The sequence below is a fragment of the Streptomyces albus subsp. albus genome, assembly GCF_000719865.1.
Taxonomy (GTDB): domain Bacteria; phylum Actinomycetota; class Actinomycetes; order Streptomycetales; family Streptomycetaceae; genus Streptomyces; species Streptomyces albus_E.
The window spans coordinates 418,383-438,369 of record NZ_JOID01000008.1; the positions used below are offsets into that span (position 1 = coordinate 418,383).

The window sequence follows — 19,987 nt, forward strand, 5'->3', positions numbered from 1 at the left end:
AGGCCCGGCTCGTCACGCAGGGTAATCGTCATGCTGCGCATGGAAGTCACCGGTTTAGGTGGTCCGGATATTCACAACTGCTGAGTTGTCCACAGATTTAGACCAAGATCCACGGGATTTCCCGGATCGCCGCACGCTGATTCCCGCGAGGTTCGCGGAGTGAGAGTGCTGAAGCGAGAGGGGATCCGCCATGAACGGACTGAACACTTCCGATCGGCTGGAAAGTGCCTTACCGGGAGCGGGACCGCCCCTGGTGGTCACGGAGGACGCGGAACTGCTGGACGAACTGCTGCGGTTGTGCGCCGCGGCGGGCGCCGAGCCGGAGGTCTGCCACGGCGTCCCGGAGCGCGGCGGATGGGAGCGCGCGCCACTGGTCATCGTCGGAGACGACGCCGTGCCCCGGCTGCGCAACGCCGTGCGGAGACCGGGAGTGCTGCTGATCAGCCGGGACCAGGAGGACCACGGCGTCTGGAAGCGGGCCGTCGGCGTCGGCGCCGACCACGTCGTTCCGCTTCCCGGCTGTGAGGCGTGGCTGGTGGACCGGATCGCCGACGCCCTGGAGGGTAGCGGCGCCCCGGCACTGGCCGTCGGTGTGATCGGCGGCCGGGGCGGCGCCGGGGCCAGCACCCTGGCATGCGCGCTCGCGGTCACCGCCGCCCGCGACGGGCGGCGCACGATGCTCGTGGACGGTGATCCGCTCGGTGGCGGACTGGATGTGCTCCTCGGCGGGGAGGGCGTGCGGGGACTGCGGTGGCCGGCGTTCGCCCAGTCACGCGGCCGGGTGGCCGCCGGCGCGCTGGAGGAGTCGCTTCCCCGACTGCGCTCCCTGCGGTTGCTCAGCTGGGACCGAGGCGACACGGTGGCCGTTCCGCCCGAGGCCATGCGCTCGGTGCTCTCAGCCGCGCGGCGGCGGGGCGGTGTCGTGGTCGTCGACCTCCCCCGGCGGATGGACGAGACGGTCGCCGAGGCGCTGTCGCAGCTCGATCTCGGGCTGCTGGTGGTGCCGGCCGGGCTGCGCGCGGTCGCCGCGGCGCACCGTGTGGCGTCGGCCGTCCGCACCGTCCTCCCGGATCTCCGGGTCGTGGTGCGCGGACCCTGCGGGGCGGGCCTGGAGGACGAGGAGATCGCCGGACTGCTCGGGCTGCCGCTGGCGGGAGAGATCCCTCCGGAGCCGGGGCTCCCCGGGGAGGCTCCCGGCGAATCCGTCCCGGGCGACAACGCCCGCGGACCACTGGCCCGGTTCTGCTCGGCCTTCTGGGACCGGGCCCTGGCGGGATGCGGGGGTGCGGTCACATGACCGGTACGGAGACGAGCCGGCGGCCCGCGCTGCCCGGTTGGGCGCGGGAACCGGCGGGGCGAGGCGGTGTGTCGCCACCGGGCGGCCCCGGGCCCGCCGGCCGGGCGGCCGCACCGGAACCGGAAGCCACGGGGAGTCCGTGGCTGCCACAGCCGCAACCAGTGGCCACGTCCTTGGTCGACGCTGTCCGCCTGCGGCTCGCCGAAGCGGGCGCGGAGCCGACACCGGCGCGGGTGGCCGCCGCGCTGCGGTCCGAGGGCCGGCTGCTCGGCGACGCCGGAGTGCTCGCCGTGGTGACGGCCCTGCGCTCGGAGCTCGTCGGGGCCGGTCCCCTGGAGCCGCTCCTCGCCGATCCGGGGGTCACCGATGTCCTGGTCACGGCGCCCGACCGGGTGTGGGTCGACCGCGGTCGCGGCCTGGAACTGACGGGCGTGGGCTTCGCCGACGCCGCGGCGGTGCGGGCACTGGCCCAGCGGCTGGCCGCCGTGGCCGGGCGCCGGCTCGACGACGCACGGCCATGGGTGGACGCCCGGCTCCCCGGGGGCACCCGGCTGCACGCGGTGCTGCCTCCGGTGGCCGTTGGTTCCACCTGCCTGTCGCTGCGGGTCGTCCGGCACAAGGCGTTCGGCCTGACCCAGCTGGTCACCGCGGGCACGGTGCCGTCCGGCGGCGAACGGCTGCTGCGAGCGCTGCTGGAGGCGCGGATCTCCTTCCTGGTCAGCGGAGGTGCCGGGGTGGGGAAGACCACGCTGCTCTCCAGCCTGCTGAGTCTGGTGGGTCCGGCCGAGCGGATCGTGCTCGCCGAGGACTCGGCGGAGCTGCGACCCGAACACCCGCATGTGGTGCGCCTGGAGACCCGGCCGCCGAACCAGGAGGGCACGGGTCTGGTCACGCTGCGGGATCTGGTGCGGCAGGCGCTGCGGATGCGGCCCGACCGGCTGGTCGTCGGGGAGGTCCGCGGTCCGGAGGTGACCGATCTGCTCGCCGCGCTGAACACCGGCCACAGCGGCTGCGGCACGGTGCACGCCAATGCCGCGGCCGATGTCCCCGCGCGGCTGGAGGCCCTGGGCTCCACCGCGGGGCTCGACCGGGCGGCCCTGCACAGCCAAGTGGCGGCCGCCCTGACGGTGCTCATCCACCTGGTGCGGGACCGCGGGACGGGCCTGCGCCGGATCGCCGAGATGCACGTGCTCGAGCGGGACGGCACCGGTCTGGTCACCACGGTCCCGGCGGCGGTCTGGGGGACGGCGCACGCCGAGCCCGTGCTCGGCCCCGGATGGCCGCGGCTGAACCGGCTGCTGGCGGCGTCCGGTGGCGTGCGCCCTGATCCGGGAGGCCTGTGGTGACCGGGGTGATGGCACACGCCGCCCAGGGAGCGGCCTGCGCGGCCCTGCTGTGCGTGGGGCCGGCGGCCTGGCTGTCGGCCGGGAGACGCCGGCGACGGCGACGCGCAAGGACGCTGTTGTCCGGCGCGGGCCCGGTCGTCCGGGGTGATGGCGTCCTTCGTCCGTCCGCGCGGTGGCGGGCTGCCGCCCGGGCGCGGTGGGAACGGGCCCGGCACCGGTTCGGGCAGGAGTGGCTGTGTCTGCCGGTGGGGAGTCTGGCCGGCTGGCTCGGTGAGTCTCCGCTGCCACCGCTGGCGGCTCTGGCAGCCGTACCCCTGGTGCGGCGCCGGCTGCGGAGGCGGAACGAGACACGGGCCGCTGAACGGCGTGCCGCGGAGGTCATCGAGTTGTGCGCGGCGATGGCCGGGGAACTGCGGGCCGGCCGGCAGCCGGCGGAGGCGCTGCTGGCGGCACCGGTCCGGCCGGGGCCCTCTCAGGCGCCGGTGGCGGCCGCGGCCCGGTACGGCGGTGATGTGGCCGGAGCACTGCGGCAGGCCGCCCGGTGGCCGGGCGCGGAAGGCCTGGCGGGGGTCGCTGCCTGCTGGCAGGCGGCGGCCGACACCGGGGCCGGGCTCGCCGGCGGGCTCGACCGGGTGGCGGCCGCCCTGCGGGCCGAACGAGAGCAACGGGAAGACCTCCGAGCCCAGCTCGAAGGGACCAGATCGACCGCCGCTCTGCTGGCTCTGCTGCCCGCCTTCGGGTTGCTGATGGGCAGCGCGCTCGGCGCGGACCCGCTCCGGGTGCTGCTGCACACCCCGGCCGGTCTGGCCTGTCTGCTGACCGGGGCGGTGCTGGAGTTCGCCGGACTGGCCTGGACCGGGCGGATCGTGCGGGCGGCGGAGAAGGCCGGCGGAGCCCGCACGATCGCGCGGGAGCACCCGGACCTTGAGTTCGCCGAGCATGCCGAGGGCGCCGAGTACAGGCAGTACGGCGGCGGACCGGGGAACGGCCGGGTCCTTGCGGCCGGACAGGGGAGGACGGCATGAACGCGGAATTCGTCCACAGCCTGTGGGCGGTGGTGCCGGCGGCCGGTGCGGTGTTCGCGGCGACGGTGCTGCGGAACGCGCGGTCCCGGGCCTCCCGGAGACGCCTCGCCCTGCTGCTGACCCCGGTACAGGAGCCGCGGCGGGACGGCACCGTGCTGCACCGTCTTCTCGGGCAGGACAGGACACGGCGGGGCCGCCGTCGCCCCGGCCGGGTTCGGAGGGAGCGCTGGGCCCGGGTGGCCCGGGAATGGTGGCCCGCGACCGGTGCGGGACTGGGCGCGCTGGCCGTCGTCGGCGGAGCAGCCGGCTGCGCGGTGGGCCTCGCGACCGGATACGCCCTACGGAGATGGGCCCGGAGAGAACCGGATGCGAGAGCTCCGCAGGGTACCGGCACAGCCGGGCTGCCGCTGGCGGCGGATCTGCTGTCGGCCTGCTTGGCGGCGGGGGCGGGGCCGCGCGAAGCCGCCCTCGCCGTGGGCCATTCGCTCAGCGGGCCGGTCGGTGAGCGGCTGACCCGGGTGGCCGCGGAACTGCGCCTGGGCGGTCACCCGGAGGACGCGTGGGGGCGGCTGGCAGAGGTGCCGGGGGCGGCGGGGCTGGCCCGGTGCCTGGCGCGGGCCCACATCACCGGCATGCCGGCGGTGGAGCCGGTCGCTCGGGTGGCGGCCGAGTGCCGGGCCGCGGGGGTACGGGAAGCGGCGGCTTCCGCCCGGCGGGCGGCGGTGCTCGCGACGGCGCCGCTGGGTCTGTGCTTTCTCCCCGCGTTCCTCACCGTCGGCGTGGCTCCCGTGCTCATCGGGCTGGCGAGCCACGTGCTGAGCGGCACCCGGTGAGCCGCCGGCCACGCCCCAGAGCGCCTCCGCGCGAACGGGCTCACACGGTTTCGGCAGGGGACGGCTCGTGAACGGACGCCCCGATCGGGGCGGGACAAGGAGTTTGGGGATGTACACCTGGATGCGGATCCGCTGGCAGGCACTGCGCCGGGCACTGCCCGGGCAGGACGCGGAGGCCGGGATGACGACCGCCGAGTACGCGGTCGGCACGATCGCGGCCGCTGGATTCGGCGCCGTGCTCTACAAGGTGGTGACCAGTGAGGCGGTGTCCGGCGCTCTGCAGTCCGTGATCGGCAAGGCGCTCGATGCGCAGTTCTGACAGCGGATACGTGACCGCGGAGGCGGCCGTGGCGCTGCCGGTGCTGGCTCTGTTCGCCATGATCCTGCTGTGGGGCCAGATGGCCGCGTCCGCGCACATCCAGTGTGTGGACGCGGCACGGGCGGGGGCGCGGGCCGCCGCCCGGTCCGAGCCGCGTGACGCCGCGCTGGCAGCGGCCCGCTCGGCCGCCCCGCGCGGCGCGGAGATCGCGCTGCGCCGCGCGGACGGCCTGGTCCGGGTCACGGTCGCGGTCCGGGCTCCGGGCCCGGGGCCGCTGGGCGTGCGGCTGCGCTCGGAGGCCGTCGCCGCCGACGAGTCCGTGGCCGGATACCCGGAGGGCGCGGCGCCCGGCCGCCCGCCCGGCACCGGCCCTCCGGCACCGGCCGACGCCGCCGAGACACCCCAGGCACCCGAGGAACCCGAGCCCGCCGAACCGGTTGCGCCCGCCGAACCGGCGGGCCCGCCGGAGGGGAGGGGGGCCGGGCCGTGAGAGTGGCGGCAGCGGGAGAAGCGGACCGGGGATCGGCCACCGTGTGGACGGCTGTGGCGGCCACGGCCCTGTGTGCCGTGTTCGCGGCCGTACTGGCCCTCGGGCAAGCCGTGATCACCCGTCATCGCGCGGGCGGCGGGGCGGATCTCGCGGCGCTCGCGGCGGCGGATCACGCGCTGTCGGGCCGGGAGGCGGCCTGTGGACTGGCCCGGCGGGTCGCCGAGGCCCAAGACGTCCGGCTGGTCCGCTGTGTGGTGCGCGGTGAGGTCGCGGATCTGACGGCCGAGGCGGCCTTCGGGCCGTTCACATCCCGGGTCCGGGCGCGCGCGGGCCCGGCTGATCACCCGGTGGGGGCCGCGGACCCGGCGGGAGACGGGCCCCTGCCGTCCCCCGGAGCGGACACCCGGCCCCGCGGGGGATGAGCGCAGGACCGGCGCGGCAGCGGTCGTAGGCCAAGGGCGACGGGCCCTCGGGCGGCCCTGCTCCGTCACTCCGCCGGGGCGCCGGCCAGCAGGGCGGAGAGCAGCCGCACGGCGGCGTACTTGTCCAAGGGGTCGTTCCCGTTGCCGCACTTCGGGGACTGGACACAGGACGGACAGCCCGTCTCGCACTCACAGGCGGCGATCGCTTCCCGGGTCGCCGTCAGCCAGCGCCGGGCGGTGTGGAAAGCACGTTCGGCGAAGCCCGCGCCGCCGTGGTGGCCGTCGTAGACGAAGACAGTCGGCAGCAGGGTGTCGGGGTGCAGGGGCACGGAGACACCGCCGATGTCCCACCGGTCGCAGGTGGCGAAGAGCGGAAGCATGCCGATGGAGGCGTGCTCGGCGGCGTGCAGCGCTCCGGGCAGCTGCTCCGGAGCGATCCGGGCGGCGTCGAGCTGGTCCTCGGTGACGGTCCACCAGACACCCCGGGTCCGCAGCGTCCGGGGCGGCAGGTCGAGCCGGGACTCGCCGAGCACCTCTCCCGTGATGAGTTTGCGGCGGAGAAAGGAGACGACTTGATGGGTGACCTCGACGGAACCGAAGCACAGCCGGGAGTCGCCCCAGGGCACCTCGGTGGTGGTGTCGAGGACGGAGACGGCCGTGGTGTCCCGTGCGGTGGTCGAGTAGGGCGGGTCCGCCTCCTCGACCAGGGCCACGACTCCTCGAGGTCGAGCCGCTTGACGAGATAGGTGCGGCCCTGGTGGAGGTGGACGGCGCCGTCGTGCACGGCGGTGTGGGCGGAGGAGGCGTCCACGGTGCCCAGCAGACGTCCTGTCGCCGCCTCCACGACCTGGACGGGGGTGCCGCCCTCACCGCGGATGTCCGCGAGATCGGCGGCCCGCTCCCGGCGGGTCCAGTGCCATGCGGTGGCCCGGCGGCGCAGCAGCCTGCGGCGCTCCAGCTGTGGCACCAGATCGGGTGCGGCGGGTCCGAAGAGCTCCATGTCCTTCTCGGTGAGCGGGAGTTCGGCAGCCGCGGCACAGAGATGGGGTGCGAGGACATACGGGTTGTCCGGATCGAGGACGGTGGATTCCACGGGCTGCCGGAACAGGGCCTCGGGATGGTGCACCAGAAAGGTGTCCAGCGGGTCGTCCCGGGCGACGAGGATGGCGAGGGCCCCCTGCCCGGCGCGGCCGGCCCGGCCGGCCTGCTGCCACAGCGAGGCTCGGGTGCCCGGATAGCCGGCGATCACGACGGCGTCGAGGCCGGCGATGTCCACGCCGAGTTCCAGGGCGGTGGTGGCCGACAACCCCAGCAGGTCCCCCCGGTGCAGGGCCCCTTCCAGCGCGCGGCGCTCCTGCGGCAGATAGCCGCCCCGGTAGGCCGCGACACGCCCGGGAAGAGACCGGTCCACGGCGGCCAGCCGCTCCTGCGCGATCACGGAGATCAGCTCCGCGCCGCGCCGCGACCGTACGAAGGCGACGGTGCGCACGCCGCGGACCACCAGGTCGGTCAGCAGATCGGCGGTCTCCGCGGTGGCGGTGCGCCGGACCGGTGCGCCGTGTTCGCCGTGGAGTTCCGTCAGCGGGGGTTCCCAGAGGGCGAAGACGAGCTCGCCCCGGGGCGAGGTGTCCTCGGTGACCTCGGCGACGGGCAGACCCGTCAGCCGGCCCGCGGCCGACGCGGGCTCGGCAGAGGTGGCGGAGGCGAGCAGGAACACCGGATCGGAGCCGTAGCGGGCGCAGACCCTGCGGAGCCGGCGCAGCACCTGTGCCACATGCGAGCCGAAGACCCCGCGGTAGGTGTGGCATTCGTCGATGACGACATAACGCAGCGCCCGCAGAAAAGAGGCCCAGCGCGGATGGGCCGGGAGGATGCCCAGATGCAGCATGTCGGGGTTGGTCAGCACGTAGTTGGCGTACTGGCGCACCCACTCGCGCTCCTCCACCGGGGTGTCACCGTCGTACACGGCGGGGCGCACGGCCCGGCCCAGAGGGCCGGCGAATGCGCCCACGGCCCGGCGCTGGTCCGCGGCGAGTGCCTTGGTCGGCGAGAGATAGAGCGCGGTCGTCCCGCGCCCGTTCGGCGCCTCCGAACCGTCCAGGAGGCAGCTGAGGACCGGTGCCAGATAGGACAGGGACTTCCCCGAGGCGGTACCGGTGGCGACGATCACCGACTCGCCGCGCAGGGCGTGCCCGGCGACCCGCGCCTGGTGCTCCCACGGCCGCTCCACCCCGGCGCTGCGGAGAGCCTCCACGACTTCTTCCCGGATCTCCCCCGGCCAGTCCGCATGGCGGCCCACGCGCGGGGGCAAGTGCTCCGTATGAGTGACGCGTGCAGCCCGGTCCGCCGTGCCGGCGAGCAGGCCGAGTACCGCCCGTGGGGCGGGGCGCGTGCCCGCAGACTGCGGGAGTTGGTCGTCGGCCATGGGCACCGAGTGTGTCACTGGCCTGATGAAGAATGGGCTCAAGGCGTCGTGCGCGCCTGCCGGTAAGTGATTGAATGCCATCGCGGCTGCCGATCCATGGGGGGCGACCGCTCGTTGCAAGGTGCTGGAGGATCCGTGGACCTGTCTCTGTCGACGCGTACCGTTGGCGACCGCACGGTCGTCGAGGTCGGTGGCGAGATCGATGTATACACCGCGCCCAAGCTGCGTGAGCAGCTGGTCGAGCTTGTCAATGAGGGCAGCTACCACTTGGTGGTCGACATGGAGGGCGTCGACTTCCTCGACTCCACCGGTCTCGGCGTCCTCGTCGGTGGTCTCAAGCGCGTCCGTGCGCACGAGGGCTCGCTGCGACTGGTCTGCAACCAGGAGCGCATTCTGAAGATTTTCCGTATCACCGGTCTGACCAAGGTGTTCCCCATTCACACCTCGGTCGACGACGCCGTCTCGGCCACCGACTGACCACCTCCGCCCCCGGGGCGTGTGCCGTTCCACCGGGCACGCGCGCCGGGGGCGGAAGTGATGGGGGGTCAGCGGAGGGCCGCTGCGGGGTCAGCCCTCCATCGTTAAGCCCGTATGACCGAGGGGGATGGCATGGCCACCGTGGAGCTCTTGTTCAGTGCTCTGCCCAATCACGTCCGCACCGCGCGTCTGGTGGCGGCTGCGGTGGCGCGCCGGGCCGGGGTCGACGAGGCCGTACTCGACGAGGTGCGGCTCGCCGTCGGTGAGGCATGCAGCCGCGCTGTCGGCCTGCACATCAGCAACAACGTTTCGGCACCCGTTCGCGTCGTACTGGTCGAGGACGAGAAGAAGTTCTCCATCGAGGTCGCCGACGAGGTCGCCCACCGTCCCACCGGCCCCCGGCGGGACGAGCACGGCGGCGGACCCGGCGCCGTGGCCGCGGGCGAGGCGGTCGCCGAGGACGAGGACGAGATGGGTCTCGCGGTCATCAGCGGCCTCGTGGACGACGTCGAGGTATCCGCGGACGAGACCGGCGGACGCATCAGGATGAGCTGGCCGACGACCCCGGACGCTCTCCTGCCGTAGCCCCGGGCCGCGGGTCCCTCCCCGCCCCCAGGGCCCCTGTGGCGTGCAGGGCCCCGTGGCTTCCGGCCGCTGAGCCGGGCCGGCGAGCCGGGCCGGCTCAGCGGCGTCCGGATCCGTCTGTCCCCGCCTGTGCTGCCTTCGCGCTCTCCGCAGCTCTCCCTCACCTCTTCTCCGCCCCCGGCCGTCCACCACGGGGCGTACGTCCCCTCTCTCGCCCGCCCCGGCATCAGGCCCCGTCCGTGCGGCCGCGGTCCGGGACCGGCACATCCGCCGTCCTGTCGTGGGCGCGGGGCCGCCGCGCAGCGTGATCCACGTCTCCCGTAGACGGCCGTTGAGCTGGCTTTTCATAAGATTGAAAGATCCAGGAAATGGCAATATTCGACCGTCAGCGAATGGATCAATTTCCTTCGTCCGGGCGAATTAACAGCCGCTCTCCGGCTCATCTCCCCCGGTGGGAGTCAATTGCCCCTCATGGCCCCTGTCTTGATCCCGGTCCGGATCCCTAGAATCCGTTCACAATCGTTGCTCAGGACGCCTGAGTGCCGCGGCAGTTCCCTGTGCTGCGCGCCCATGTGCCAAACGTCAAGGAGGACGAATGGCGGGGCCCTTTACCCCTCTTCAGCAAGATCTCTCCCCATCCCCGACCCTCGCGGCCGCCGAACTGACCACCGACAACCGGCTGATCGTCGTGGTCGTCGCCCTCATCGCGCTGGCCGCGCTGGGTGTCGCCGTGATGCTGGTGCGTCAAGTGCTGGCGGCGGGTGAGGGAACCGACAGTATGAAGAAGATCGCGGCCGCTGTACAGGAAGGAGCGAATGCCTATCTCGCCCGGCAGTTGCGCACCCTCAGCGTATTCGCCGCCGTGGTGTTCTTCCTGCTCATGCTGCTGCCGGCCGATGACTGGTCGCAGCGCATCGGGCGGTCCGTGTTCTTCCTGATCGGCGCGTTGTTCTCGGCGGCGACCGGCTATATCGGAATGTGGCTGGCCGTGCGGAGCAATGTGCGGGTGGCCGCCGCGGCGCGCGAGGCCACTCCGGGCAAGGGCGAGCCGGCCAAGGACCTCACGGACGTCTCGCACAAGGCCATGAAGATCGCCTTCCGTACCGGCGGCGTGGTCGGCATGTTCACCGTCGGCCTCGGCCTGCTCGGCGCCTGCTGCGTCGTGCTGGTCTACGCGGCCGACGCGCCGAAGGTGCTGGAGGGATTCGGCCTCGGTGCCGCGCTGATCGCCATGTTCATGCGAGTCGGCGGCGGCATCTTCACCAAGGCCGCGGATGTCGGCGCCGACCTCGTCGGCAAGGTCGAGCAGGGCATCCCCGAGGACGACCCGCGCAACGCCGCCACCATCGCGGACAACGTGGGCGACAACGTCGGCGACTGCGCCGGCATGGCCGCCGACCTGTTCGAGTCCTACGCGGTGACGCTGGTCGCGGCGCTCATCCTCGGCAAGGTCGCCTTCGGCGACGCCGGTCTGGCCTTCCCGCTGATCGTCCCCGCGATCGGTGTGCTCACGGCCATGATCGGTATCTTCGCGGTGGCCCCGCGCCGCACCGACCGCAGCGGCATGACCGCCATCAACCGCGGTTTCTTCATCTCCGCGGTGGTCTCGCTGGTCCTGGTGGCCGTGGCGGTCTTCACCTATCTGCCGTCGTCCTACGCGGACCTGGACGGCGTGGACATCGCCATCGCCGGGCACGAGGGCGACCCCCGGATCCTCGCGCTCGTGGCGGTCGCGATCGGCATCCTGCTGGCCGCCGTCATCCAGCAGCTCACGGGGTACTTCACCGAGACCACCCGGCGTCCGGTCCGGGACATCGGGAAGTCCTCGCTGACGGGGCCGGCGACCGTCGTCCTGGCCGGCATCTCGGTAGGGCTGGAGTCCGCCGTGTACACGGCGCTGCTGATCGGCCTCGGGGTCTACGGGGCGTTCCTGCTCGGCGGCACCTCGATCATGCTGGCCCTGTTCGCGGTCGCCCTCGCCGGCACCGGTCTGCTGACCACGGTCGGCGTCATCGTCGCCATGGACACCTTCGGACCGGTATCCGACAACGCCCAGGGCATCGCCGAGATGTCCGGCGACGTGGAGGGCGCGGGCGCCCAGGTGCTCACCGACCTCGACGCGGTCGGCAACACCACCAAGGCGATCACCAAGGGCATCGCGATCGCCACGGCCGTGCTGGCCGCCGCCGCTCTGTTCGGCTCCTACCGGGACGCGATCGCCACGGCGGTCGCGGACGTCAACGCCCGGGCGGGCGAGATGAACCTCAGCCTGGACATCTCGCAGCCGAACAACCTGGTCGGACTGGTTCTCGGCGCCGCGGTCGTCTTCCTGTTCTCGGGACTGGCGATCAACGCGGTGTCGCGGTCGGCGGGCGCGGTGGTCTACGAGGTGCGGCGGCAGTTCCGCGAGCACCCCGGGATCATGGACTACACCGAGAAGCCGCAGTACGGCCGGGTCGTCGACATCTGCACCAAGGACGCGCTGCGCGAGCTCGCCACGCCCGGCCTCCTCGCCGTGCTGGCGCCGATCGCCGTCGGCTTCAGCCTCGGCGTAGGTGCCCTCGGCTCGTTCCTCGCCGGTGCCATCGGCGCGGGCACGCTGATGGCGGTCTTCCTGGCCAACTCCGGTGGAGCCTGGGACAACGCCAAGAAGCTGGTCGAGGACGGCCACCACGGCGGCAAGGGCAGCGAGGCGCACGCCGCGACGGTGATCGGCGACACGGTCGGCGACCCCTTCAAGGACACGGCGGGCCCGGCCATCAACCCGCTGCTGAAGGTGATGAATCTGGTGGCCCTGCTGATCGCGCCGGCCGTGGTGCAGTTCAGCTACGGCGACGACACCAGTCCGGCCATCCGGACGCTGGTGGCGCTGGTGGCGATCGGCATCATCATCGGCGCCGTCTACGTCTCCAAGCGGCGCGGAATCGCCGTGGGTGACGAAGGCAACAGCGCCGAGCCGGTGTCCGAGCGGTCCGGGCCCTCCTCGGGGGCCGCGGTGGTGTCCTGAGCACCGGACCGGTTCCGGCCGGTCCGGGCCAGGTCAGGCGGTGGACGGGCGGTGTGCCGCGGCGCACCGCCCGCCCGTCTGCCCGGCTCCGGAAGCGGAGGCGGACCGGCCGCCCCGGCCTGGTGCAAAAGACGACAAAAACCCCTTCGGGGAAATCGGGCTCGTGGTCCCGGGCCTTTGGGCGTGTATGTTCCGGGGCCGAGAGTCATGGAAGGGGCCCATCCGGTGAACAAGAAGCTCGTGGCCGCGCTGTCCGGTGGTGCGGCACTCGTACTCGCGCTGTCGGGCTGTGGCGACGACACCGACGAGAAGGTCGACGCCTACGCCAAGAAGGTGTGCGACCAGGTCCAGCCGCAGCTGGAGAAGATCGCGCAGGCGAACCAGTCCATCACCTCCACGGCGGCGGACGGCAAGCCCGAGGAGATCAAGAAGGCCGACTCGGCCGCGTTCCAGCAGATCTCCGACGCCTACGCCGCCATGTCGGACTCGGTCGAGAAGGCGGGCGTCCCGCCGGTCGACGACGGTGCGAAGACGCAGAAGGAGGCCGTCAGGGAGCTCGACGACACCGCCGGGGCGTACGCGGGCCTGAAGACCTCCGTCGACAAGCTGGACACCAAGGACCAGGCCAAGTTCGCCGAAGGCCTGAAGGGTGTCGCGGAGGACCTCGACAAGGTCAACAAGGTCGGCGGCGACGCCATCAGGAAGCTGCAGTCCGGGGACATCGGTGCCGCCATGAGCGAACAGCCCGGCTGCCGGCGTCCGGCCGGCTCGCCCAGCGCCAACACCTGACCGCTCCGGGCCGCGCCCGGTTCGTGCCCGACCGTGCCCGGCCCGCCGGGGCGCCGTGTCCGCACGCCCGGCGTCTCCGCGTCCTCGCACCGCCGAGTCCCGGCATCTCCTCGGTCCGGGGCCCCCGGGGAGGGCGTCCCGAGGGCCGGGCCGTCGCCGCTCCCGGCCCGCAGCCCCGACAATGGGCCGGTGAGTACGCACGAGCACCTTCAGCAGGATCAGTCCGGCGCACCCGGGCCCGTCTCGCCGCACGGCTTCCCCGCCGCGCCGCCCCGGGCCGGAACCGCGCTCCCCGCCCGGCTCCGGGAGGCGTTCCTGGCCGCGGCCTTCACCGCGGACGGGCTCCTCGACCTGCTCGGCGCACCGGCCTACGCGGCGCTCGCCCGCGGCGAGACCGTGCCCGCCCTGCGCGCGTCCCGCGGCGGATCACCGCTGGAAACCCTGGTCCGGCTGTTCCTGCTGCAGTGCCCGGTGCCGTACGGGCGGGCGTCGGCGGCGCTGCCCGTGGACGGCTGCCTGGACGAGGGCTGGCTGGTCCGGGACGGCGAGGAGGTACGGGCGTGCGCGGACGTCCGCCCGTACGGCGGGCCGGGCGGCGAGGACTGGTGGATCGTCTCCGACCTCGGCTGCGCCGTAGGCGGGGCGGGCGGGGCCGCCGTCGGGCGGGGCTCCGGCCAGGACCGCGCCTCGCTCGTCCTCGGGGTGGGCGGGGCGTCCACCACACTCGCGGGTCTCACCGTCCGGGCCCCCGTCGGGCGGGCGCTGGACCTCGGCACCGGCTCCGGTCTGCAGGCCCTGCACGCCTCCCGGCACGCCACCCGCGTCACCGCCACCGACGTCAATCCGCGCGCCTTGGGCTTCACCCGGCTCACGCTGGCCCTCTCCGGCGCGCACGAGGCCGAACTCCGCGAGGGCTCGCTCTACGGGCCGGTGGCCGGCGAGGAACCGTACGACCTGATCGTCTCCAACCCGCCCTTCGTCATCTCCCCGCGCGCGCGGCTGACCTACCGGGACGGCGGCATGGCCGGGGACGACCTCTGCCGGACCCTGGTGCGGCAGTCCGCGGAGCACCTCGCCGAGGGCGGGTACCTCCAGCTTCTCGCCAACTGGGAGCACAGGGACGGCGAGGACTGGCGCGACCGGGTCCGTGCCTGGGTGCCGCCCGGGTGCGACGCCTGGATCGTGCAGCGCGAGGTGCAGGACGTCACGCAGTACGCGGAACTGTGGCTGCGCGACGCCGGCGACCACCGGGCCGGCCCGGAAGCGTACGCCGCGCGCTACGACGCCTGGCTGGCGGAGTTCGAGGCCCGCGGGACCACGGCCGTCGGCTTCGGCTGGATCAGCGTGCGCAAGTCCGGCTCCGCCCGGCCGTCCGTCATCGCGGAGGAGTGGCCGCACCCGGTCGAACAGCCGCTGGGGGAGACGGTGACGGCCCACTTCGCCCGGCAGGACTTCCTGCGGCGCACGGATGACGCGGCGCTGCTCGCCGCGCGCTTCCGGCTGGCGGACGGCGTGGTGCAGGAACAGGTCGGACCGCCCGGAGCGGAGGACCCGGAGCACGTGGTGCTCCGTCAGAACCGCGGCATGTGCAGGGCCACGAAGGTGGACACGGTCGGGGCGGGCTTCGCGGGGGTGTGCGACGGGACGCTGAGCGCGGGCCGCATCCTCGACGCCATCGCCCAGCTCGTCGGCGAGGACCCGGTGCTGCTGCGGGACCGGACGCCGGAAGCCGTACGGCTGCTCGTCGAACAGGGCTTCCTGATCCCGGTGGAGTGACCGGGACGCACCTCGGGCGCGAGCCGTGAAGGGCGCGCGGACGCCCGGCGGAGACCGCTGTTCACCGGGTGTTCGCCCCGGTGCCGCACGGACGTGTCACGCTCCCGCACACGATGCCGGGTGCTAGGGAGTACGCAGCGATGGAGAGCGGGCCGGCCATATTCGCCGGGACGGTGTTCGTACTGTTCGGAGCGGCACTGCTGGTGTGGGCGGGGACGCGCCTGCGCAGCGGCGCGCCGGTGGTCGAGGGGGTGAGCTCCCCGCTGCACGTCCCGCTGGTCCTGTTCCTCGGGCCGGCCGCGCTTCTCACGGGCGGCTGGCTCCTGCTGTCCGCCTGACCCGAGCTCACCCGCCCCCCGGCGGACGGGAGTACGGCGGACGGCGGCGGCACGCGCGCGGCCCGCGTCCGGACGAAGGGTCCGGAACGCGGGCCGCCGCGGAGAACCGATGAGCCGACGGGGCGTCAGCCGCGCAGGATGCGGCCCTCGCTGTCCGTACGGTCGTTGCTGGTCAGGAAGAGGATGCCGTCGATCAGTGCCCAGATGCCGCAGCCGCCGAGGGTGAACAGCTGACCGAGGGCCATCCCGGTGTGACCCGTGTAGAACCGGCCGATGCCCAGGGTGCCGATGAAGAGCTGGAGGATGCCGGCGACGATCTTCGACTTCTCGGAGTACGGCTGCCCGTTGGGGGCGACGGCCGGCGGCTGAGCGGGGTGCGACATGAGGTGGGACTCTTCTCTCAAGGATGAATGTTCGTGGCGCGGGACCTGGGGGCGTGCCGCGACGATCAGTTGACCCGGGAGAGAGCCGGTCAGTTGTGCGCACCCGGTCCATTGTGATCGTTCGGTGATGCAACTCGGGGGGAAAAGGGGACGATCCGGTCGGCCGGCATGCCCGGTCCGGCCTGCGTGCGGCCGGACGGCGCGCGGTGGCCGGGACGTTCCCCGCCTCCCGGCTCCCCGCCTCCCGTCACCTGCTTCCGTCGCCCGCTCCCGGCCGGTCAGCCCACCAGGTTGCGGCCGATGCCCCAGAGCGCGGTGAGGGTCAGCGCCGCCGCGGTGAGGGCCCGGCCGGGCGAGGGACGGTAGCGCCGCCCGCGCAGCCCCTCGCGCACCCAGCGCCAGCCGAGGAACAGGCCGACGGGAAGGCCGAGTACGAGCAGGGCCGCGTTGTCGTGGAAGGCCGCGACCACGTCGCCGTGCATGAGGTCGTACACCATGCGGGTCGCGCCGCAGGTCGGACAGTCCAGGCCGGTCAGCCAGTTGAAGGGGCAGCGCAGCAGCCACTGCCCCGCCTCATGGGGGTTCGTGCCGTACAGGTGGACGGCCCCGGCCGCGCCGGCCGCCAGCACCGAGAGAGGTGCCGCGGCCGGATGCGAGGCCGCCCCGCGGAACGCCGCCCGCACGCCCCGTCCGCCGGCGCCGCCTGCGGCCGTGCCGCCGTCGCCGGCACCGCCACCGGGCGCACCGCCGGCGGAGACGTCACCAGCGGCCGTGTCGCTGGCGGCCGCGCCGCCGTCAGCCACGCAGCGGACGGCCCTCGGAGTCGGTGGGCTGGCCGGTGAGCAGCATGATGCCGTCGATCAGCGACCAGATGCCGCAGCCGCCGAGGGTGAACAGCTGACCGAGCGCCATCCCGGTGTGGCCGGTGTAGAACCGGCCGATGCCGAGGGTGCCGATGAACAGCTGGAGCACGCCGGCGACGATCTTCGACTTGTCCGAGTACGGGCGGCCGTAGGCGTCGTAGCCGTACGGGGCGCTGGGGTCGCCGGTGTACTGGCCGGGGGCCACGGGCTGCTGCTGCGGGTAGCCGTAGCCGGGCTGCTGGCCGTACGGCTGCTGCCCCTGCTGCGGGTAACCGTAACCGGGCTGCTGGCCGTACGGCTGCTGGCCGCCCTGCTGCTGTCCCTGCTGCGGGTATCCGTAGCCGCTGTTGGGGTCCTGCGGCGGAGGGCCGTAGGGATTGGACATGGGCTTCCCCCCGTGAGTGCGAATGACTGAACGCGCGGCGCGCGCCGCCGGGGACGCCCCCGGCACCGGCCATCCTGCCAGCCGGGCTCCGGGCGCTGGCAAGCACCTGTGGGCCCCGGGCCCCGGGATGTGAGGTTGGCGGGGTCCTCGCGGTACGGCGGCGTGCAGGCCCCTTGTCGGGTTACCGTTCGAGTGGCGTTGCGGGCTTTTTCCGCTTGACAGCGGGGCGGGAGGTACCGTCACACTCCGCATCGTCGTCAGCGCCGTCACAGAAGTGGCAGTGATACTCACCGAGCGTCGACCAGGAGAGAAGAGCGAAGTTGTCCCCGACCAGCGAGACCGCGAAGGGCGGCCGCCGACTCGTCATCGTCGAGTCGCCTGCCAAGGCGAAGACGATCAAGGGCTATCTCGGCCCGGGTTATGTCGTCGAGGCGAGCGTCGGGCACATCCGCGATCTGCCCAAAGTCGCCGCAGAGATCCCCGCGAAGTACAAGGGCGAGTCCTGGGCCCGGCTCGGCGTCAACGTCGACCAGGACTTCCAGCCGATCTATGTCGTCAATGCGGACAAGAAGAGCCAGGTCAACAAGCTCAAGGAGCTGCTGGCGGAGTCCGACGAACTCTTCCTGGCCACCGATGAGGACCGCGAGGGCGAGGCCATCGCCTGGCATCTGCAGGAAGTCCTCAAGCCCAAGGTCCCCGTCCGCCGGATGGTCTTCCACGAGATCACCAAGGACGCCATCCAGGCCGCCGTGCGCAGCCCGCGCGAACTGAACAAGCGCCTCGTCGACGCCCAGGAGACCCGCCGGATCCTCGACCGTCTGTACGGCTACGAGGTCTCCCCGGTGCTGTGGAAGAAGGTCATGCCGCGGCTGTCGGCCGGCCGGGTGCAGTCCGTCGCCACCCGGCTCGTTGTCGAACGGGAGCGCGAGCGCATCGCCTTCCGCTCGGCCGAGTACTGGGACCTCACCGGCACCTTCGCCACCGGCCGCACCGGTGACGCCACCGACCCCGGTACCTTCGGCGCCCGCCTCACCACGGTCGACGGCCGCCGCGTCGCCACCGGCCGCGACTTCGGCTCCACCGGCACGCTCAAGGAGGGCTCGCAGGTCCTCCACCTCGACGAGACCGCCGCGCGCGAGCTGGCCGCCGCCCTGGAGGGCGCCGCCTTCGCCGTCCGCTCGGTCGAGTCCAAGCCGTACCGGCGCTCGCCCTACGCGCCGTTCCGCACCACCACCCTCCAGCAGGAGGCGTCGCGCAAGCTGGGCTTCGGCGCCAAGTCGACGATGCAGGTCGCGCAGAAGCTGTACGAGAACGGCTTCATCACGTACATGCGTACGGACTCCACGACGCTCTCCGACACCGCCGTGGCCGCCGCCCGCGCCCAGGTCACCCAGCTCTACGGCGCCGACTACCTGCCGGAGAAGCCGCGGATGTACGCGGGCAAGGTCAAGAACGCGCAGGAGGCGCACGAGGCGATCCGCCCCTCCGGCGACCGCTTCCGCACCCCCGCCGAAACGGGCCTCACCGGCGACCAGTTCCGGCTGTACGAGCTCATCTGGAAGCGGACCGTCGCCTCCCAGATGAAGGACGCCGTCGGCCAGTCCGTCACCGTCAAGGTCGGCGGGCGCGCGAGCGACGGCCGGGACGCCGAGTTCTCCGCCTCCGGCAAGATCATCACCTTCCACGGCTTCCTCAAGGCCTACGTCGAGGGCGCCGACGACCCCAACGCCGAACTCGACGACCGCGAGCGGCGCCTCCCGCAGGTCTCCGAGGGCGACCCGCTCACCGCGCGGGAGATCACCGCCGACGGCCACGCCACCAAGCCCCCGGCCCGCTACACCGAGGCGTCCCTGGTCAAGGAGCTGGAGGAGCGCGAGATCGGCCGCCCGTCGACCTACGCCTCGATCATCGGCACCATCCTCGACCGCGGCTACGTCTTCAAGAAGGGCACGGCCCTCGTGCCGTCCTTCCTCTCCTTCGCCGTCGTCGGCCTGCTGGAGAAGCACTTCGGCCGGCTCGTCGACTACGACTTCACCGCCCGCATGGAGGACGACCTCGACCGCATCGCCGCGGGCGAGGCCCAGTCCGTGCCCTGGCTGCGCCGCTTCTACTTCGGCGCCGACGAGGCCGGCAGCGGCGCGGCGGCCGAGGCGGGCAACGGCGACGGCGACCACCTCGGCGGCCTCAAGGAGCTGGTCACCGACCTGGGCGCGATCGACGCCCGCGAGGTCTCCTCGTTCCCCGTCGGCAACGGCATCGTCCTGCGCGTCGGCCGCTACGGGCCCTACGTGGAGCGCCCCGCGCCGCCGGCCGAGGAGGGCGGCAAGCCCGAGCCGGGGCAGCGCGCCGACGTCCCCGACGAACTGCCGCCGGACGAGCTGACCCCCGAGTACGCCGAGGAACTGCTGGCCAAGCCGAGCGGTGACTTCGAGCTCGGCACCGACCCGGAGACGGGCCGCAAGATCGTGGCCAAGGACGGCCGTTACGGCCCGTACGTCACGGAGATCCTGCCGGAGGACACGCCCAAGACGGGCAAGAACGCCGTCAAGCCGCGCACCGCCTCGCTCTTCAAGTCGATGTCCCTGGACACGGTCACGCTGGAGGACGCCCTCCAGCTGATGTCGCTGCCCCGGGTCGTCGGCACCGACCCGGCCTCCGGCGAGGAGATCACCGCGCAGAACGGCCGCTACGGCCCGTACCTCAAGAAGGGCACCGACTCCCGCTCCCTGGAACGGGAGGAGCAGCTCTTCACCCTGACGCTCGAAGAGGCGCTGGAGATCTACTCCAAGCCCAAGCAGCGCGGGCGGGGCGCGGCCAAGCCGCCGCTGAAGGAGCTGGGCACCGACCCGGTGAGCGAACGGCCCGTCGTCGTCAAGGACGGCCGCTTCGGCCCGTACGTCACGGACGGCGAGACCAACGCGACGCTGCGCCGGGACGACGACGTCGAGACGCTCTCCCCGGAGCGCGGTTACGAACTCCTGGCCGAAAAGCGCGCCAAGGGGCCGGCGAAGAAGACGGCCAAGAAGGCGGCGAAGAAGGCCCCGGCGAAGAAGACCGCGGCCACCGCCAAGAAGGCTCCGGCGAAGAAGGCCGCGGCCAAGAAGACGGCGGCGAAGAAGACGACGGCGGCCAAGAAGACGGCGGCGAAGAAGACCGCCGCCAAGAAGGCGACGGCCAAGAGCGGTTCCGCGGCCGAGGGCACGGAGTAGCCGCGGCGGCGGGCGGGG

General features: G+C 73.1%; 17 protein-coding genes and 1 pseudogene. 14 read left to right on the top strand and 4 right to left on the bottom strand.

Translation table 11 applies throughout. The features are described 5' to 3' along the window. Nucleotides 1–190: 190 nt before the first annotated feature. The 7 genes from ssd to IF83_RS30105 all read left to right on the top strand — a co-directional run bounded on the left by ssd (nucleotide 191) and on the right by IF83_RS30105 (nucleotide 5,732). Nucleotides 191–1,297, top strand: a complete 1,107-nt coding sequence (ssd, locus tag IF83_RS0110680; protein WP_051722636.1) for a septum site-determining protein Ssd — start codon at nucleotides 191–193, stop codon at nucleotides 1,295–1,297. A gap of 161 nt (nucleotides 1,298–1,458) precedes the next feature. Then, complete coding sequence (locus tag IF83_RS0110685) at nucleotides 1,459–2,643, top strand: TadA family conjugal transfer-associated ATPase (protein ID WP_037679430.1); 1,185 nt, start codon at nucleotides 1,459–1,461, stop codon at nucleotides 2,641–2,643. A 245-nt stretch (nucleotides 2,644–2,888) separates the two neighbouring features. Beyond that, nucleotides 2,889–3,668, top strand: a complete 780-nt coding sequence (locus IF83_RS0110690; RefSeq protein ID WP_347877100.1) for a type II secretion system F family protein — start codon at nucleotides 2,889–2,891, stop codon at nucleotides 3,666–3,668. Beyond that, complete coding sequence (locus tag IF83_RS0110695) at nucleotides 3,665–4,501, top strand: type II secretion system F family protein (protein ID WP_030543858.1); 837 nt, start codon at nucleotides 3,665–3,667, stop codon at nucleotides 4,499–4,501. Before IF83_RS0110690 ends, IF83_RS0110695 begins: the two co-directional genes overlap by 4 nt. A gap of 109 nt (nucleotides 4,502–4,610) precedes the next feature. After that, on the top strand, nucleotides 4,611–4,820 hold the full coding sequence (locus tag IF83_RS0110700) for a DUF4244 domain-containing protein (protein ID WP_030543859.1): 210 nt from the start codon (nucleotides 4,611–4,613) through the stop codon (nucleotides 4,818–4,820). Then, complete coding sequence (locus IF83_RS34685; protein WP_078843347.1) at nucleotides 4,807–5,310, top strand: TadE family type IV pilus minor pilin; 504 nt, start codon at nucleotides 4,807–4,809, stop codon at nucleotides 5,308–5,310. The genes IF83_RS0110700 and IF83_RS34685 overlap by 14 nt, the downstream gene beginning before the upstream one ends. A gap of 2 nt (nucleotides 5,311–5,312) precedes the next feature. After that, complete coding sequence (locus IF83_RS30105; RefSeq protein ID WP_394297316.1) at nucleotides 5,313–5,732, top strand: Rv3654c family TadE-like protein; 420 nt, start codon at nucleotides 5,313–5,315, stop codon at nucleotides 5,730–5,732. Nucleotides 5,733–5,797: 65 nt separating this feature from the next. Here the strand turns inward: IF83_RS30105 and IF83_RS30110 are convergent. Then, a pseudogene (locus IF83_RS30110) lies at nucleotides 5,798–8,238 on the bottom strand (DEAD/DEAH box helicase). Between the two features lie 54 nt (nucleotides 8,239–8,292). On the opposite strand from IF83_RS30110, the gene bldG reads away from it, so the two are divergent. The 6 genes from bldG to IF83_RS30115 all read left to right on the top strand — a co-directional run bounded on the left by bldG (nucleotide 8,293) and on the right by IF83_RS30115 (nucleotide 15,129). Further along, nucleotides 8,293–8,634, top strand: coding sequence for an anti-sigma factor antagonist BldG (bldG, locus tag IF83_RS0110720; protein WP_019707568.1), 342 nt, complete (start codon nucleotides 8,293–8,295; stop codon nucleotides 8,632–8,634). A gap of 132 nt (nucleotides 8,635–8,766) precedes the next feature. Next, entirely contained in the window at nucleotides 8,767–9,219 is a 453-nt protein-coding gene (locus IF83_RS0110725) for an ATP-binding protein (protein ID WP_030543862.1), read from the top strand. A gap of 595 nt (nucleotides 9,220–9,814) precedes the next feature. Continuing rightward, nucleotides 9,815–12,226 carry a sodium-translocating pyrophosphatase gene (locus tag IF83_RS0110730; RefSeq protein WP_030543863.1) on the top strand — a complete coding sequence of 804 codons (2,412 nt, stop codon included), beginning with the start codon at nucleotides 9,815–9,817 and terminating at the stop codon, nucleotides 12,224–12,226. A gap of 225 nt (nucleotides 12,227–12,451) precedes the next feature. Further along, the gene (locus IF83_RS0110735) at nucleotides 12,452–13,015 is read left to right on the top strand and encodes a hypothetical protein (RefSeq protein ID WP_030543864.1); all 564 of its coding nucleotides are present in this window, start codon (nucleotides 12,452–12,454) and stop codon (nucleotides 13,013–13,015) included. A 189-nt stretch (nucleotides 13,016–13,204) separates the two neighbouring features. After that, nucleotides 13,205–14,791 (top strand): DUF7059 domain-containing protein, encoded by a 1,587-nt coding sequence (locus tag IF83_RS0110740; RefSeq protein WP_078843349.1) that lies wholly within the window; start codon nucleotides 13,205–13,207, stop codon nucleotides 14,789–14,791. Nucleotides 14,792–14,931: 140 nt separating this feature from the next. Beyond that, nucleotides 14,932–15,129: a hypothetical protein gene (locus tag IF83_RS30115; protein WP_037679436.1), complete on the top strand. Its 198-nt coding sequence runs from the start codon at nucleotides 14,932–14,934 to the stop codon at nucleotides 15,127–15,129. A 125-nt stretch (nucleotides 15,130–15,254) separates the two neighbouring features. Here the strand turns inward: IF83_RS30115 and IF83_RS0110750 are convergent, their stop codons facing one another. The 3 genes from IF83_RS0110750 to IF83_RS0110765 form a co-directional block, all read right to left on the bottom strand. After that, nucleotides 15,255–15,512: a TM2 domain-containing protein gene (locus IF83_RS0110750; protein WP_030543866.1), complete on the bottom strand. Its 258-nt coding sequence runs from the start codon at nucleotides 15,510–15,512 to the stop codon at nucleotides 15,255–15,257. Between the two features lie 278 nt (nucleotides 15,513–15,790). Next, complete coding sequence (locus IF83_RS0110755; protein WP_394297311.1) at nucleotides 15,791–16,315, bottom strand: DUF2752 domain-containing protein; 525 nt, start codon at nucleotides 16,313–16,315, stop codon at nucleotides 15,791–15,793. Further along, entirely contained in the window at nucleotides 16,308–16,760 is a 453-nt protein-coding gene (locus tag IF83_RS0110765; RefSeq protein WP_030543867.1) for a TM2 domain-containing protein, read from the bottom strand. Before IF83_RS0110765 ends, IF83_RS0110755 begins: the two co-directional genes overlap by 8 nt. A 320-nt stretch (nucleotides 16,761–17,080) precedes the next feature. On the opposite strand from IF83_RS0110765, the gene topA reads away from it, so the two are divergent. Further along, the gene (topA, locus tag IF83_RS0110770) at nucleotides 17,081–19,969 is read left to right on the top strand and encodes a type I DNA topoisomerase (RefSeq protein WP_030543868.1); all 2,889 of its coding nucleotides are present in this window, start codon (nucleotides 17,081–17,083) and stop codon (nucleotides 19,967–19,969) included. The last annotated feature ends 18 nt before the right edge of the window (nucleotides 19,970–19,987 follow it).